The sequence below is a fragment of the Anabaena sp. TISTR 8404 genome, from assembly GCF_056847745.1.
The window spans coordinates 106,637-123,031 of record NZ_CP180578.1 but is presented as its reverse complement, the minus strand read 5'-3'; the positions used below and the strand labels follow the sequence as shown (position 1 = coordinate 123,031).

The following is a 16,395-nucleotide window of genomic DNA, read 5'->3' as shown; positions in this document are numbered from 1 at the left end:
TGGTCAATAGTCCATAGTTATTCACCCCTGCACCCTTGCCCCCTGCCCCCCTGCTTTCCCCCACTCATGTCTTACGTTTCTGCTTTTAGTCCAAACTATGCTGCTGCACGATATCGTTTTTGTGCGGCGGCGCAAGCGTTGGGTTGCCAATTAGACACATATTCTATTGACCAAATTGGCCCGGATGACGAGGACTTAACTATTGATGTGGGGATATTAGGAACCTCGCAACCTGAGCAAATTTTAGTTGTTTCTAGTGGCTTGCATGGGGTTGAGGGTTTTTTTGGTTCGGCTGTTCAATGTGCTTTGTTAGAAGAACGTTTGATTGGTTGGTGTCCCAGCCCAGGAACAGCCTTGGTACTGTTACATGCTTTAAATCCCTATGGTTTTGCTTGGGGGCGGCGTTGGAATGAGGATAATATCGACCTTAACCGTAATTTCCTGCTACCAAATGAGGAATATACAGGTAGTCCTGAAAAGTACGGGGAGTTGAATGAGTTCTTTAACCCTACTTCACCACCATCGGCTTTTGAACCGTTTTTTATCAAAGCGATCGCTACTATTTTCCGTCACGGAATTACTTCTTTAATCAATACCTTACCTGTAGGACAATACGACTATCCCCAAGGATTATTTTTTGGTGGACATAGGCCATCTAAAACTTATGAAATCTTAGCCGCTAATCTTCCGCGATGGATTGGTGATGCCAAAAACGTTCTGCATATTGATTTACACACTGGTTTAGGTAAAAAAGGGACTTATAAATTGTTTATTGATGATCCCCCAGATTCAGCATCAGCCCAGTGGTTAATCGAAAAGTTTGGTGCTGATGTCGTAGAACCCTACCAACCAGAGGGAAAAATTTATAAAATTCGTGGGGGTTTAGGAACTTGGTGTCAAGCGATGTTTCCTCAGTGTGATTACAAATTTCTCACGGCTGAATTTGGTACTTACCCAGTTATCCAAGTGGTAGAAGCTTTACGGGCAGAAAATCGCGCTTATTTCTATTCTCCACCCGAACACCCCTCCAGAACATGGACACGCCAACGACTAGAAGAAGTTTTTGCACCCGCAGATATTACTTGGCGGAATACTGTAGTGTCCCAAGGTCTTGATTTAATAGAAAAAGCAATTGAGGTTTGTTTCCCTACAGAAATAATTTAGAACTCAGCGTACCTTTGCGTTTACCTCAGCACTCAAAACTCGCAATATCATAATTTGAAAGATATTTTTGATTGCATTCAGGAAACCGCTTATGGCAGATATTGGTTTAACTCATATTGCATTGGGAGTAACCGACATCAATAAAAGCATCTCGTTTTATGAGAAGTATGCTGGAATGAAAGTAGTGCATCGTCGCACCGATGAAACTAATAAATTTGAAGTTGCTTGGATCAGTGATTTAACTCGACCATTTGTAATTGTGCTACTGCAATTAGATAAAGCACAATGCCAACCTTCATCTGGTTTTCATCTTGGCGTAGCCTGTAAAAGCCGCGAAGAAGTAGACCATCTCTGTAATGAAGCGCAGTTAGAGGGTTTGTCGGTATCAGGGCCTAACGATTATGGTTCTCCTGTTGGTTACTGGGCTTTTATCCATGATCCTGATGGTTATCAACTTGAGGTTGCCTATGGTCAGGAGGTTAATTTCACAATCGCCCAAGCACAACAACAGAGAAGTATCTCATAGATTAAGTGCGATCGCTATTATAGAGAATTTTAATGATTAGCGATCGCCTCACCCAACCTTTAGTTTCCTATGCTCAATAAATTACAACAACTTAAAGCGATTTGGAACTATAAAAACTCAGGTAATTTTGGTGATTTTGCTATTCTTAAGTCTGATTTTTTTGGTGCAAAAGTTAACCCAGAATTAGCCACTAAATTACAACCAGTAATCGGCTATTATCCCCCAATTAATCTAGAAAAATTAAGCCAATATCCTCCAGGTTCTTTTGGTAGAGAATATGCCGACCACATGCAAGCCAATCACCTCAAACCACTCAATATCAGCCCTGAACTAGATGATGTCGCTCAACGCAATGTATTTGCTTTGCGCTACATTGTTACCCACGATATTTTTCATGTGTTACTGGGCTTTGATACGACCTACGCCGGAGAAATTGGTGTATTAGCCTTTGCCGCTGCCCAAAATTATAGCAATTCCCTCAAAATCAGCTTATGGTTAGCTAAATTCCTCTATCCAATCTTCGCACCGCACCAAATTAAAGAAATTTTTGCTAACGTAAAACAAGGAAAAGAATTAGGAAAAAAAGCAGATTTTCTGCTTGCATATCGCTTTGAAGAAAACTGGTTAGAACCCATTAATGAATTGAAAAAAAGCTTAGGATTACTAGCAAAATCGATAACAAACTCAAATAATTAAAAGAAATAGTTGCCTACTCACCACTCAGCACTTGCCAATAAAACTCTGCGTAATTTTGCGCTTACCTCCCTATTCCTCTGCGTTCCAAACTTCCTAAATAGGAGCATAACTAATGATTACTCTCCAAAAAAATTCCCAAACCAGTCATAATCTTCCAAATAAAACGACCGAGCCTAAATGGTTTCAGACATTGCGAGCAATTCTACAACCAATCGAAAACTTAGATTGGCATCAAAAAAAATACGGAGATATTTTTATCTCTACATTGGCTGGGTTGCCCACACAGGTACTTATTAGTCATCCACAAGCAATTCAAGAACTTTTTACTGCTGATGCTAAGTTGTTTGAATCAGGTTCAGGGAACAACATTATTCAACCTTTGGTAGGAACAAATTCATTAATATTACTTGATGGCGATCGCCACTTACAACAACGTAAACTGTTAATGCCTCCTTTTCATGGAGAACGCATGAAAGCTTATGGTAATTTGATTTGTGAAATTGCCAATCAAGTCACTAGTCAGTGGAAGGTAGGACAACCATTTATCGCGCGTCCCTGGATGCAGGAAATTTCCCTGAAAGTGATTTTACGTGCTGTTTTTGGACTGCAAGAAGGAGAACGTTACCAACAAATTCAACAAATCTTAGTTGAGATGTTGGATACTTTTAATGCACCTTTGAGTGCTGTCTTCTTATTTTTCAAAATATTACAAAAGGATTTAGGTGCTTGGAGTCCTTGGGGTAAATTTCTCCGTAGCAGACAGCAGCTTGATGAATTAATTTACCAAGAAATTCGGGAACGTCGCCATCAAAGCGCATCTCAAGGTGAAGATATCTTGAGTTTGCTACTATCTGCACGCGATGAAAATGGTCAACCCATGAGTGATGAGGAGTTGCGCGATGAGTTGATGACTATGTTGTTTGCAGGTCATGAAACTACTGCGATCGCCTTAGCTTGGGCTTTATATTGGATTCATTATCAACCAGAAGTCCGCGAAAAATTACTGCAAGAACTCAACTCCATTGATATAGCCAGTGCAGACCCTATAACAATTGCTCAACTACCATATCTAAATGCTGTTTGTTCTGAAACACTGCGAATTTATCCAGTTGTTTTCTTTAGTTTGCCGCGAATTTTACAAGCTCCTATGCAATTAATGGGTTACGATTTACCCAAAGGTATGACAATATCTGCTTGTATTTATTTAACTCACCAACGTCCAGATATTTATCCAGAACCCCAGCGTTTTCGACCAGAACGTTTTCTCGAACGCCAATTTTCGCCTTATGAATTTTTACCTTTTGGCGGTGGAAATCGTCGTTGTTTAGGAATGGCGTTTGCTTTATTTGAAATGAAATTAGTTCTAGCGACTATCCTTTCGCACTACTCACTAGAATTGTTAGAAAAAGCTCCACTTAAACCTGTACGGCGTGGCATAGTATTTACACCTGCTGGCGGTGTGCGTTTGATGGTGAAGGATAAGTTTTAAAAGTCGCTAATTGTACAACAAGACTCTTTATTGTGGAGGGTGTAGAGATGTCAGAATTTTGGACACCTACACCCATGAGTTTTCACTGCATCAAGGTAAAATTATTAATTATATAAAGTTAGAAAGTAGGTACATCCAAATCAAACCAGAACTAGAGCAATTTATTCAAGCACAGCTTGCTAGTGGTAGATTCGCTAGTGCAGATGATGTGATAAATGAAGCCTTTAAACTGCTACAAGAAAGAGAACAGCGAATTGAAAAATTAAGGCAAAAAATTGCTATAGGAACTGAAGAAGTTGCTCAAGGAAAAGTAACTGATGGCGAAGTTGTGTTTACTAAGTTACAAGAAAAAATTCGTCAAATTGCTGAGGAGTCATCTGAATGAGTAATTATTCATTTGCAGATGCAGCAATTCAGGACTTAGATGAAATTTGTGAATATATTGCTCATCATAACCCAAAAGCAGCCAGCAAGCTTTTTGATGACATTCGCCAAAATGTAAATTGGTAGCTAGTTTTCCTAATATGGGTAAAAGTTATGGAAGGCTTGTACCAAATTTACGCGGGTTTGCTGTCGATGATTAGATTATGTTGTATTTTAGTATCCCAAAGAAGATGGAATTACTATTACTCATGTTGTGAGTGGTTATCGAGATTTAGAAGCTTTGTTTACAGACGAATAATAAAACTTTAAAATTGAGAATTGACTGATTTTCGTTTAAATTCAAAGCGATGCTATTTTTGTTTTGCTTTGAATTTAGGCTGGGTCGAGTTGTGTAGGTATGCTAATCACAAACTCAGTTCCTTCTCCAGGTGTGGAAATACAATCTAATTCCCCCCGGTGTTTTTTGACAACAACTTGATAGCTAATTGATAATCCCATTCCTGTACCTTTGCCTACAGGTTTGGTAGTAAAGAAAGGGTCAAAGATGCGATCGCGGATTTTTTCGTCGATTCCTGTCCCATTGTCTGTAATACTAATTGTGATGCGATCGTCTGCTTGTAGTTGGGTGCGAATCTGAATTTGCGGGTTGGGAATAGCCACTTCTTCAAGAGCATCAATGGCATTTGTCAACAAATTCATAAATACCTGATTCATTTGTCCAGGATGACACATTACCCTTGGTAAATCGCCATAATCTTTAATCACCTCGATTTCTGGAGCATCTTTTTGAGCTTTCAGGCGATTTTGCAAGAGTAACAAAGCATTATCAATGCCTTCGTGGATATTCACCAACTTCATGCCATCTTCGTCAACCCGTGAGAAATTGCGTAAAGATAAAACGATTTGGCGAATGCGTTCTGCGCCTGTATTCATCGAATCTAAGACTTTTGGCAAATCTTGCCGGATAAAATCTAAATCAATTGCATAAATTTGCTGGTGAATTTCTGGTGCTGGCGGGTAAAAGTGTTGCTGATAAAGTTCAATCAAGTGCAACAAATCTTGTACATAATCGGTGGCATATTTCACATTGCCATAGATAAAATTCACCGGGTTGTTAATTTCGTGAGCAATACCTGCGACTAACTGTCCCAAACTGGACATTTTTTCTGATTGGATGAGCTGAGCTTGGGTTTGTTGCAGTTTTCGCAGCGCTTCTTCTAGTTGCTGAGTTTTAGCGCGAAACTTGGCTTCTGATTTTCTTAAAGCTGTTTCTATACGCTGTCGTCGTAGTTCTTCGCGTTTACGAACTGTAATATCTTGGCAAATACCAACAAAGTAGACAACATTGCCACTAGCATCTTTGATGGCGGATGAGTAGCAACTATGCCATCGCCAATTGCCATTTTTGTGTTTAATGCGATATTCGATCGCGTCTTGCTGTTGTCCTGTAATTAAAATTTTAGTGAAGTAATTTGTATAGGTCGATAAATCTTCGTGATGTAAAAAGGAAACAAAGGATTTCCCTTCAACTTCTGTGACATCATGCCCTAAAATCTCACTCCAGTTAGAAGACACATAAGAAAATAAACCATCAGGGGTGAGTGCAAAAATAATATTGTTAGCTTTTTCAACAATCGTCCGAAACTGATCACCACCTTCGATAAAAGCTCCTTGTACTATGTGAGTGATATCACGCACTAGCACGATAATTTCTTGTGATGCTAATGGTAATAATCGGACTTCAAAATGTGCCTTACCTTCTTCTAAGGTTAAAGTATATTCAAAACTAACTAAAGATTGAGTTTGCAGAACTTGATTGATGGCTTGATGAAAGCGGATAACGATAGATGTTGGTAAGCACTCTAGTAATTGCTGACCTGGAACTGCTTTTGATTGGTTAGTTAAATTATATGTTTTGCTTGATTGGTATTCTAAGATAATCCCATTGGGATCAATACGAAAGTATGTATCTGCCAGCAGCTGCCACATTGCTTGCATTTGGGAGGTTGTCTGAACTAACTTGGCTTCTGTTGCTTGCAGTTGCTGGAGTGCATTATTTAATTCTGTTGTTTGGTTCTCAATTTCTGTTTCTAATTCATGATTGGCAGCTGCTAGTGCCATATTTCTTATCTTGCGATCGCTAGTATTTTTTTTACCGCGCTTCTGCACTAGTTTTATGCTTTCATCAATTTTGTGAGTTAAATTTTGCACCCTTTCAGAAAACACTTTTACCTGCCTATCCTGCGGAGACTAGTATTATATAAAATCTGAAAAATTATGCTGAAATTTCTCAAATAATATTTATTTTTCACTTGTCTTAAATTTACCCAATAACTCAAAGAAAAACTCAAAACATCATACTGTGATGTTATTACGATCATCCAGTAAGTACATCTATCTTAAGAGAGTTTCATAAATTTGCAAATATTCTTTTGAATAAAAAAGAATTTAACACAATTTTTAGATTCTCAAAATCAATTGTGCTTAAACTTTGAATTATTAATATTGAATTTTTTGTAAATTAAAATATTCCCTGATGCTATGAAAAAATTTGTAGCATAACCCTTGACTTTATTAAGTAATTTTAATTTCAAGGTTGAAATTTGTAATTAATCTTCAAAGATATATTTTATTTTTTAGAAAAAATAAAAACCGTCAAAAAATCATTGCTGAGGATCAGACATTTGTGTATCCCTACTCATGAGTATGAGAATCTTTGTCAGCTAAACCACATATCGATTGCATCATCACTTCATGGGTCGTTCACCGTTAACTGTCAACACTATATTAAATATGCAAATCAAATCTGAAACAGCTAAATAAAGTTAAATTTTGATTAAAAATGACTGTAATTAAGTTTTTATACTGAATAAATATCTATTTACTTTAGAAAACGGCGGATATGACTAGATGCGGCACAATGTTCAACAAATAAATTAAAACCAACCCAGCAAAATATTCTGTTGAAACTGGGTGTAAGGATTTTGACTCACTAAAATGGGAAACACCATAAAATCAAAACTTTGAGCTAACGGCTGCTGTTTGCAACTTTTATGTTATAAAACTCACATAAATTTTATTTTTAACGGTAACTATTGTATGGAGTCTGAAAAGTTAGCATATTTTAAAGAGTACGGCGAATTTATACTTCAAAAAATCAACTCTGTACCACAGTATCCTTCTAAACAAGAAGATTGGGTACCAGCCAGTCTGGATGAATGTCTGGAACGCTTGCGAGAAACTGCTGAGAAAACCGTAGAACTTGCCACTTCACCTGTCAAAATCGGAGTGATGGGAGAATTCAGTAGTGGAAAAACTCTACTCTTAGGCAGCTTAATTGGATATGCCGATGCATTACCAGTCAACGAAAACCCAACTACTGGTAATGTTACAGCCATTCACCTCGTAGCACAAGATGAATTTGCTACTACCCAAGTAGGGAATTTTACTGTCGAGTATCTTTCGCACGAAGGAGTGAAAGAATGCTTGCGTTTTATGTTAGCAGAAGCCAGCCGCAGATCAGCTGCCGCCGGGCTTGTGCCTGTACAACTTTCGCAGTTAAACTCTGGCAAAGATATTATTGCTTGGTGTGAGCAAGCATGGAATCAAAGTAATAATTTAGAGTTACGCTATCTGCTGCGTGAATTGGTGTTGTTCGTGCGTGCTTATACTTCTTACGGCGAAGCGATGTGTGGCGGACGCTATCAAATTGATCATGCCACAGCGCGTGAAGGTTTACAGCTGGCAGAACAACCAATGGCTATTCAAACTCTGAGGTTTGAAGATTTACCGCCAGCACATATCCGCTTACCCAGTCCACCCCAAAGACTACCCACAAAGTTATTGCAAAACAGCTTTCCATTAATTCGCCGCGTTGATATTGAAGTGAAAATCTCGCGGGAAATTTGGGATGTGACAGACGCTTCCGAATTTATTCTTTTAGATTTTCCTGGGTTGGGTGCGGCTAACTCCGGCGCGAGGGATACCTTTTTATCGCTGCGAGAATTAGCGGAAGTCCAAACAATATTAATCTTGCTCAATGGTAAATCGCCAGGGAGCGATCGCGCTAACAAAATATTTACCATGATGCAGCAACAGCGACCCGGACAAGACCTCAAAGATTTAATTCTTGTCGGTGTCGGTCGTTTTGACCAGCTACCCCTAGAAAGTGAAGGTGGCGAAAGAGAACTCGACCAACTCATTGAAGACAGTACAGCTAACACTCCTTTGTATGAGGAAACTGTTGTCAAAAAACTGAAAGTTCTGCAAACAACTATTGATGGCGCAAGTGCATTCACCACTCAAAAAGACCGCATCGTTTTGTTATCACCCTTATTAGGACTAGCGGAATTAGCCAAACGTTCGAGTAGTGTGAAAGCAGGTTCACCAGAATTTTTATCTAACTTAGATTACCCTGATTACCTGGAGCGCTCAAAACGTTTGCAACAAAAATGGACACGCCTCAGCGAAAGACTGCTAGAATCTGACGCACGTAGCCACCTTGGTAGAAAACTAGGTTACTTTGCTCAAGATGGCGGTATTGCCAAACTGCGAGAATTAATTCAAAATCACGTTGCAGCGCATGGACTAAAGCAACTGTATGAAGATACTCGCCGCGCGGCGGAGAATGTGCGTCAACAACAAGAAAACCTGAAAAATATCATCGCAGAAATTCATGAACAAGGCATACCAACTCTTGATAGTCCCACATTAATTGAGTTAAGAAATGCCATTGATAGTTTAGATAAAACTTACCGCAATTTTCAAAAAGAATTAGGCAAAGAACCACTCAAAGACCGCCGGGGAATAGTTGTCAGCGAAGTAGTAAAAGACGAACTCACATTTAAAATTCTCAACTGGAACCAATGGACTTTGTTATTTAACAAAGCCAACAATGGCGCTATCACTATAGCAGAAACCAAAGGTGCAGCCGGGAAGTTATTTGACAGAGGAAGTAAAGTTAATAATGCTTTACCAACTAAGAGTGATGACTTTTATCCAACCTTTGAAAAAACTGTCCAAGAAGTCGAGATATTTGCCCGCGATCGCATTCGTCAAGCAGTGGTAGATTTATTAAACAAACTATCCAATCAAGTAGCCGAAGCAAGAGACTATCTCAAAACACTTCTCACCACCGAAATGGAACAAGAAATTGAGATAGGTTTTGGTAGTGAAGAAGCCGATTTATTTTATAAATTACTGTTAGGCTGCGATCCTAATCAATGGAAAGAAGCGATTCTCGCAGAAATTGACAGTAAAGACAAAGAAATTGCGTCTGAAATGATGTTTCCCTTGGCACGTCAAGACGAAAAACACAACATTGGTCAAATATTTGATTGGTCACCAGAAAGAAGCCAAAATTCACCCAAAGCCAGCCATCATCAAATGTTAGTCTTGCGTCTGCGCGATGAAATTACCGCTAGTGCTAGTCTCCATCTGGTGCAGTATGTCAGTGAAGTAAATCAACAAGTAAATTCAGAAATAGAAGGAATTTTAGATCAAATTATTCCCACACTGCAAAATATTTCTAAAAAAGAAGCATTGTTGAGATATCTAGCTGCTGGGGACTCGCCGCCAAAACTTGCTATTCCCACCTGGCTAAATATCCTCTCTGAAATCGCCACCATTTCTTATTCAGATATTGCTATTTAATAGCTGAGTATACTTGCAGTCTTCTTTGCGCCTTTGCGCCTACTCTTCGAGAAGCCGCTTTGCGTCTATGCGTGAGATAAAAAAGGAAAATAAAAATGCCAGTAGAAATTCGTCTCCCACCACGCTTTCAAGTCCAAATAAACGAAAACGAATATTTAGAACTTCCCAGCATTCAACTAGTTGCTATTGGAAACAATGTACCGCACATTGCCCGCATCAATTTCTCCGTAAAAGGTACTCCCAGTGAACTAACAAACCAAATTCAAAAAGCATATAAACCATTTGATGCTGTCACACCAAAAATTTCACAAATCGGGCAATTAGAACAATATCCTTGTAAATTAGAAAAACCTTTAACAGAACCTATCAACTGTACATTGCAGGTAATTGTTGAGTATTTTGATTCCGACTTTTCGGGAGAACCGCTATTATCTGAACCTAGACAAGTTCAAGCTGTTTGCTATTTATGGACACCATCAACTTCTGAAGCACAAATTATGAATTCTGTGTCACTACCAAACTCTGCTGAACAACCAGTTCATCATCAACCACAAAAAAGATTTCCAGGATGGTTTGCTTTAGATTTTGGTACGTCGAATTCTACCGTGACACTTTTCGACCCTATAGAAGTACCAATTGCTGAAATTTTACCACGAGAACAAGAATTAAGACTGCGCGATCGCCTGGCACAATGGCTTAATTCTCCTGCTTCCGAAGCGCTTCCAGATATCAGCGAAGCTGAGTGGGAGAAATTTATTATTGATATTAGTAAAAATTTAGAAATTGACCCTAGCCGCTTAAGCGAAATTTTTGAAAGTGATAACAAAGAAAAATTTTTAGAAGCAATTCGCCAAATCGAATTATCTTTAGGTAATAGCGAAAAATTTCAACGAGCAGCTAGTAAGAAATTATATCAAATTTATCATGAAGTCTTTCGCGTTCCGACATTAGAATCACAAAATTTAATTCCAGTAGTTCTCGATATTGACCGCCGCGATACAGAAATTCCTAGCGAGTTAGAAATTTCTAATTTAGAAGTATTAAAACTGAGAATGGGACGAGAAGCCAGAGATAATAGAAAAAGAGCGATCGCACAAGGAACAAGCAGTTCTTTAAAAGAAATTATCAGCCGTTTTCACCATTCACCCAAGCGTTATTTTGGACAGAATAGAACATTCCCCGTAATCTTAGAAGATACAGAAGCAAGTATTAATGTTAATCAATTAATTCAAGCAGCTTGGGCGCATTTAATTGAATTAACTGAAGACTATCGCCAACGCGCTAGACGTAGATTTTCTGAAGGTGAATTTTTAAGCGCAGTTGTTACCTATCCTACTGTTGCACCGCCAGTTGTTCGCAAAGAAGTTAAGCAATTAGTTGAACAATTAGGAATTGATGATGTTCAAACTGCTTATGATGAAGCTGTTTCTGTAGCAATATTTTTCCTGTGGCGAGAATTTGGTGGGAATCTCAACATTGGTATTGAATCTTTCAAAACTCGTTGTCGCCGCGATGGCAATAAATGGTCACAAAATGTATTAGTTTTAGATATTGGTGGCGGCACAACAGACTTAGCATTAATTGAATTAACCTTAGAAGATAAAACACCTTTCTTTGCCAGTAACGAAGACCGAGGTTTAGGTGGACGTTACTATAAATTGACTCCGAAACTATTAGGTTCATCGGGACATTTGCAATTGGGTGGTGAATTAATTACCCTGCGAGTATTTCGGTTATTAAAAGTTGCGATCGCAGATTTTCTCTTAACAGCAGTTACCAGAGGTGATATCGACAGCGAAAAACTAGAAGACTTTATTAGTTCTGAATTAAACGAGCGTTTTTTAGAACAAGGTAAATTCAAAACAGGCAGCTTATTAAAATGCTTAGATAGAGAAAATCCCGAAGGTGATGCAGCTTATAAAGATGCCTTAGATACAGCCGAAAAAGTATTACCGACCCGTTGGCAGCAAGCACCCCAACGCCTACAAACTTTCTATACTCTTTGGGAACATGCAGAAGCAGCCAAACTCAAACTCGGACAAAAACCACCAGCCGATAATTCACTTTTAACCTTTACAATCTCTGAACAACAAATTGCCGAACTTCTCACCCAAAGCGCAATCAAATATCAAATCCACAACCCAGATACTATTTCTGTCACCTTAGATAATCAACAATTTGAACGCGTCGCCACATCCGCAATTAAAGAAGCAATTGGTATTGCTAAAGGCTTAATGGAAAGCCGCTTGCGTTCAGAAGATAACACCATAGATTCTTGGAACACACACAAAGTTGACTGGCTAATTCTGTCAGGAAAAACTTGCAATCTCGACTTAGTACAACGTCATATTTATCAAGAATTTAGCAAGTCTCCCTACTTCGTTTGGAACCCAGAAAGAATTACCTTTGTTTTAGAATTTACCAAACTAGCTACCTCAGCAGGCGCGTGTTATGCCGAAAAGCTACGCAGGTTAAGATTCGACCCAGAAGAATCAAAAGCACTGCTACAAAAAGGCGCGAATCAATTAGAAATTGATGTAAAAAACCTATTTTATTATTTACCTTGCAACTTCAAACGTAAAACCCAAAGCAACGAACTCTTACCAATATTCAAAGCCGGACAAGAACTCTATCAACTTGCATCTTGGGAAACCGTTGCAAAAGTGCGCACAACTTGGCAAGGAATACAGTTAACCAATATCATTTATCGCCAAGACTACGAAGACGGTGATTTACGGCTTTGGGGAAGCTTCGACGGTAAACATCTCATGGAAAAATTGGGAATGGATGAAGCAGAGTTCCTCAAAAAAATCAAAGTTCAATTTGAAATTGACCAGACACTACAATTTAGCGTCTTACTGTGTCAAGGTAATCCACATTATTTAATAGATGTTCCCGGTATTGATGTTGGTTCAGCAATATCAGCAGCCTCTGAAACAACACTATTTGCTGATGGTAAATTAAAATGGAACATCGCCGTAGAACGACCAAATAAAGACTTAACCGATGGTGATATAGCAGTCAATGTCATCGAGTCAGCAACCGTTGATCAACCCAATGCCTATCATTTAGTCTTTGAAATAGACCAAAACGATCACAAATCTCTGCACGAATTTCATTATCTCCGCGATGGTTCGCCGCAACCAGGAAAAGGTTTAATTAGTAATCCCTTACCTCCATTTCCTTACACTGGTCAACATACATTTTACGTTTATCAAACAGACACAGAAACTAACAGAAAAAAATGGATACGTATCGGTTCACTCAGTAAACCATCTGTCACCACAGACTACCCTTGCCAATATCGCGTCACCCTTGACAACAAAGGTATCCTGCGGATGCACCCTGGCGAAGTTCCCTACTGGACATCCACAAGTCAAGAATGTTTAAAACAAGAAGGCTGTGTTTACCGTGCTGAGTTAGAGTTACAACCTAACGAAGTAGATAAAGAACGCGATCCCTTCTGTGGCATACATTAATAATTAATTGTTTCGCGCAAAGGCGCAAAGACGCTAACGAAACTCTGCGTCTCTGCGCGAGATAAAAAAAGGTGATATTCATGCAGCATCTACGTCAGCTATTACAAATAGAAAACTCCGAGATAGCCAAGTTACTGCGGTATAGCTTGCATGGACTAGAGGCTGCATTAAATCAAGCGCGTACAGAATTACCCCAAGATCCCGGCGCTGAAGTATGCGCAGAACTGCTGCAAGAAATCGAAAGTTTGTTGCAACCTGTACCGCCAGAAATTGAACAAGAAAAAACGCTTATTATCCAATCTTCAGATGAGTTAAAACTAAATCATCTCCGGGATGCTTGGAATGCTGACTCAGAACTAAGTTTATATTTAGGAGATTCACAATTACAAAGCCAAACTGATGCTGATTTATGGAATGAAATTCACCGGAAAGTGCTGCGAATTCCCGATGATTTAGCTGCCTTTTGGCAACAACGTGCTTTAGATTTAGCTCAAGAAATTGGTGCAATAGAAGATAATTATAACCTCTATCAACTTCCCTTCATCAGAGATGAAATAATTTATCCTGGACTCAAAGGTAGTGTTAGTGTTCAGGGTTTATGTTTATCTCCAAAAGAATTTTTAAAGTCAAAATTTACTCCAACTAGTGGTTCAGAAGATTTATACTTACTAGCTAGTTTCGTAAGTTTATATCTAAAATTTATCGAAATAGAACCAGATTTACATCACGCCTTAAAAAGTGTTTTTAGTTTTGATATTATTTCTTTAAACTCCAAACCAGAACAGCAACAACAATATATAGAAGCTTTAACAGCCCGCTTCAACCGTACCCAAAAAGTAGAAGAAAATAACGAAATATTAGCTATTGTACGTGCATGGATTGATATGGATGAAGCAATACATTCATTAGTATTTATCCCACCCGTTGAACGTTATTCATGGTGGGGAAAATTACAGCAAGAATCACGACGAACCCTCAAAAAAATTGCTGACAAAGCCAATAAGTCAGGTCACAATGTGAGAATTCGCCAACTCTCAGGACTCTATGCTGATATATGTGCTTTTTCCAAAGATGATTTGCAACTAAATTGTGGCGGTATTCCTGGAGAAGTGTTAACTTGTCTGCGAGTGTATGCACGCATTAATCAAGAAGAATTTCCCGGGCGTGTAATATTTCGTTCACTACGTTAATAGAATTATTTCAACGCACCACAGAGGCACAGAGAACATAGAGAGTAAAGAAATAAACACTCTTTGCGCCTTTGCGCGGCAGTCGCTACAAGTCGGGAAACCCACCCAACGCGCTGCCTTGCCTTTGCGTGAGATTTAACAGTTTTATTATTCACAATCTATTAAGTAAATCTTACTATTCCGAGAAAAATAGAGGTAAGAGAAATGCAACAATAACTCCAATCAATACAAACGCCTCAATAATTCTCAGGGTTAAATTATTATCTAACAATTGATTAATTCCTTCCCCAAAGTTAGTTTGCAAGCTACTCCACCAAATACGGTAACGATTAACCCATTGACTAGGACTATCTTCTGAGCGAACTTGCAAAGAAAAAATAGACAATAATAATGGCACACCACCCACTTTAATAGACATTAAAAGATGAATAGCTAAACAGCCAACTATCACACACCAAGCGATAAGATGTAACTCATACCAAATATGATCAATTTTTCCAGCAGGAAGCCATTCTTCTTTCATCATCCTGCCAGAAACTACGGAAAAAACTGAAGCAACTAGCATGAGAGTGTTAGCTAGTCTTTGCAAACTCACCCACCAAATTGGTTTACCAACTTGGCTGAGTTGTTTCCAGGAATTTTGTTGAATGAGTCGCTTATTCCCAGCATGAAAGCTGTAAAGTGCAAATGCTGGTAGCACAATCAAGAAAAATAAGGCAAAAGTGCCATGAATCCCTTGAATATCGCCCAGTTGTGGAAATGGGATTTTACCAAATCGCCCATCGTAGGTATTGTAAACTAGGAATCCGGTAATGATTGCTGCGATCGCTAAAATTCCACTCACGCCATGCAGCATTCGCAACAATAACGGTTGATAGGGAACAGAACGAGGCATAAAAGTAGCTATGCTAAACAAAAACTATAAAGATATTTTAAGAGAAAGTGCGATCGCCTAAATCATTGATCATGCTCAAAAGTCCGCTACGTTACCCCGGAGGTAAATCCAAAGCGATAAAACAAATTTCTGAATACTTACCAGATAATTTCTCAGAATTTCGAGAACCTTTTGTCGGCGGTGGTTCTGTATTTATTTACTTAAAACAAAAATATCCAAATTTAAAAATTTGGATTAATGATTTAAATACTGAGCTATTCTTATTTTGGAAAATAGCTCAATCTGATATATCTTTGTTAGTTCAAGAAATACACCAAATTAAAACTCAATATACAAATGGTAAATTATTATTTACAGAATTAAATAATGTGGACGTAAAAAGCTTATCTGATTTAGAAAGGGCAGTGCGCTTTTTTGTCCTCAACAGAATCACTTTTTCAGGCACCATAGAATCTGGTGGTTTTTCTCAAGAAGCTTTTGCTAAAAGATTTACATATTCATCAATAGAACGACTAGAAAAACTAGAGTCAATCTTAACAGCAGATATCAAAATTACCAACTTAGACTATAGTTACCTGCTGAATGAAAAAGGTGAAAATGTATTTTTATTTTTAGATCCACCTTATTTTAGTGCTACCAAATCTAAGCTATATGGTAAAGACGGTGACTTGCACACATCTTTTGATCATCAAAGATTTGCTGAAAGTTTAAAACAATGTCATCATCGTTGGCTCATTACTTACGATGATTCTTCGCAAATACGGAATAATTTTAAATGGGCAAATATTTTTGAGTGGGAATTGCAGTATGGCATGAATAACTATAAGCAGAATGGTGCAGCTAAAGGAAAAGAATTATTTATTACTAACTATGAACTTCTCAAGAATTGAGAAACAAAATTTATGTAACTCCTCCGATAA

12 protein-coding genes are annotated in these 16,395 nt (G+C 38.4%); 10 read left to right on the top strand and 2 right to left on the bottom strand.

The features are described from left to right. The first annotated feature begins 66 nt into the window (after positions 1-66). The 6 genes from ACMX3D_RS00645 to ACMX3D_RS00620 all read left to right on the top strand — a co-directional run bounded on the left by ACMX3D_RS00645 (position 67) and on the right by ACMX3D_RS00620 (position 4,385). On the top strand, positions 67-1,164 hold the full coding sequence (locus tag ACMX3D_RS00645; RefSeq protein WP_482749572.1) for a DUF2817 domain-containing protein: 1,098 nt from the start codon (positions 67-69) through the stop codon (positions 1,162-1,164). Between the two features lie 91 nt (positions 1,165-1,255). After that, positions 1,256-1,690, top strand: coding sequence for a VOC family protein (locus ACMX3D_RS00640; RefSeq protein ID WP_482749571.1), 435 nt, complete (start codon positions 1,256-1,258; stop codon positions 1,688-1,690). 69 nt (positions 1,691-1,759) lie between these two features. Continuing rightward, positions 1,760-2,386: a Coq4 family protein gene (locus ACMX3D_RS00635; RefSeq protein WP_482749570.1), complete on the top strand. Its 627-nt coding sequence runs from the start codon at positions 1,760-1,762 to the stop codon at positions 2,384-2,386. 112 nt (positions 2,387-2,498) lie between these two features. Beyond that, a complete protein-coding gene (locus tag ACMX3D_RS00630; RefSeq protein WP_482749569.1) occupies positions 2,499-3,875 on the top strand; it encodes a cytochrome P450 in 1,377 nt (458 codons plus the stop codon). A gap of 58 nt (positions 3,876-3,933) precedes the next feature. Continuing rightward, a complete protein-coding gene (locus ACMX3D_RS00625; RefSeq protein WP_482749568.1) occupies positions 3,934-4,260 on the top strand; it encodes a type II toxin-antitoxin system ParD family antitoxin in 327 nt (108 codons plus the stop codon). Further along, a complete protein-coding gene (locus tag ACMX3D_RS00620; protein ID WP_482749567.1) occupies positions 4,257-4,385 on the top strand; it encodes a type II toxin-antitoxin system RelE/ParE family toxin in 129 nt (42 codons plus the stop codon). Before ACMX3D_RS00625 ends, ACMX3D_RS00620 begins: the two co-directional genes overlap by 4 nt. Before the next feature lie 246 nt (positions 4,386-4,631). Here ACMX3D_RS00620 and ACMX3D_RS00615 read toward each other — a convergent pair whose 3' ends face one another. After that, entirely contained in the window at positions 4,632-6,485 is a 1,854-nt protein-coding gene (locus tag ACMX3D_RS00615; RefSeq protein WP_482749566.1) for an ATP-binding protein, read from the bottom strand. 873 nt (positions 6,486-7,358) lie between these two features. Here ACMX3D_RS00615 and ACMX3D_RS00610 point away from each other — a divergent pair. From ACMX3D_RS00610 to ACMX3D_RS00600, 3 genes are all read left to right on the top strand, one after another. Next, entirely contained in the window at positions 7,359-9,911 is a 2,553-nt protein-coding gene (locus ACMX3D_RS00610) for a proteasome protein (protein WP_482749565.1), read from the top strand. Positions 9,912-10,006: 95 nt separating this feature from the next. After that, entirely contained in the window at positions 10,007-13,390 is a 3,384-nt protein-coding gene (locus ACMX3D_RS00605) for a molecular chaperone (protein ID WP_482749564.1), read from the top strand. A gap of 80 nt (positions 13,391-13,470) precedes the next feature. Continuing rightward, on the top strand, positions 13,471-14,580 hold the full coding sequence (locus tag ACMX3D_RS00600) for a hypothetical protein (RefSeq protein ID WP_482749563.1): 1,110 nt from the start codon (positions 13,471-13,473) through the stop codon (positions 14,578-14,580). A 175-nt stretch (positions 14,581-14,755) separates the two neighbouring features. Here ACMX3D_RS00600 and ACMX3D_RS00595 read toward each other — a convergent pair whose 3' ends face one another. Then, a complete protein-coding gene (locus ACMX3D_RS00595; protein WP_482749562.1) occupies positions 14,756-15,475 on the bottom strand; it encodes a cytochrome b/b6 domain-containing protein in 720 nt (239 codons plus the stop codon). Positions 15,476-15,546: 71 nt separating this feature from the next. Between ACMX3D_RS00595 and ACMX3D_RS00590 the strand changes: the two genes are divergently transcribed. Next, entirely contained in the window at positions 15,547-16,365 is an 819-nt protein-coding gene (locus ACMX3D_RS00590) for a DNA adenine methylase (RefSeq protein ID WP_482749561.1), read from the top strand. Positions 16,366-16,395 lie beyond the last annotated feature (30 nt).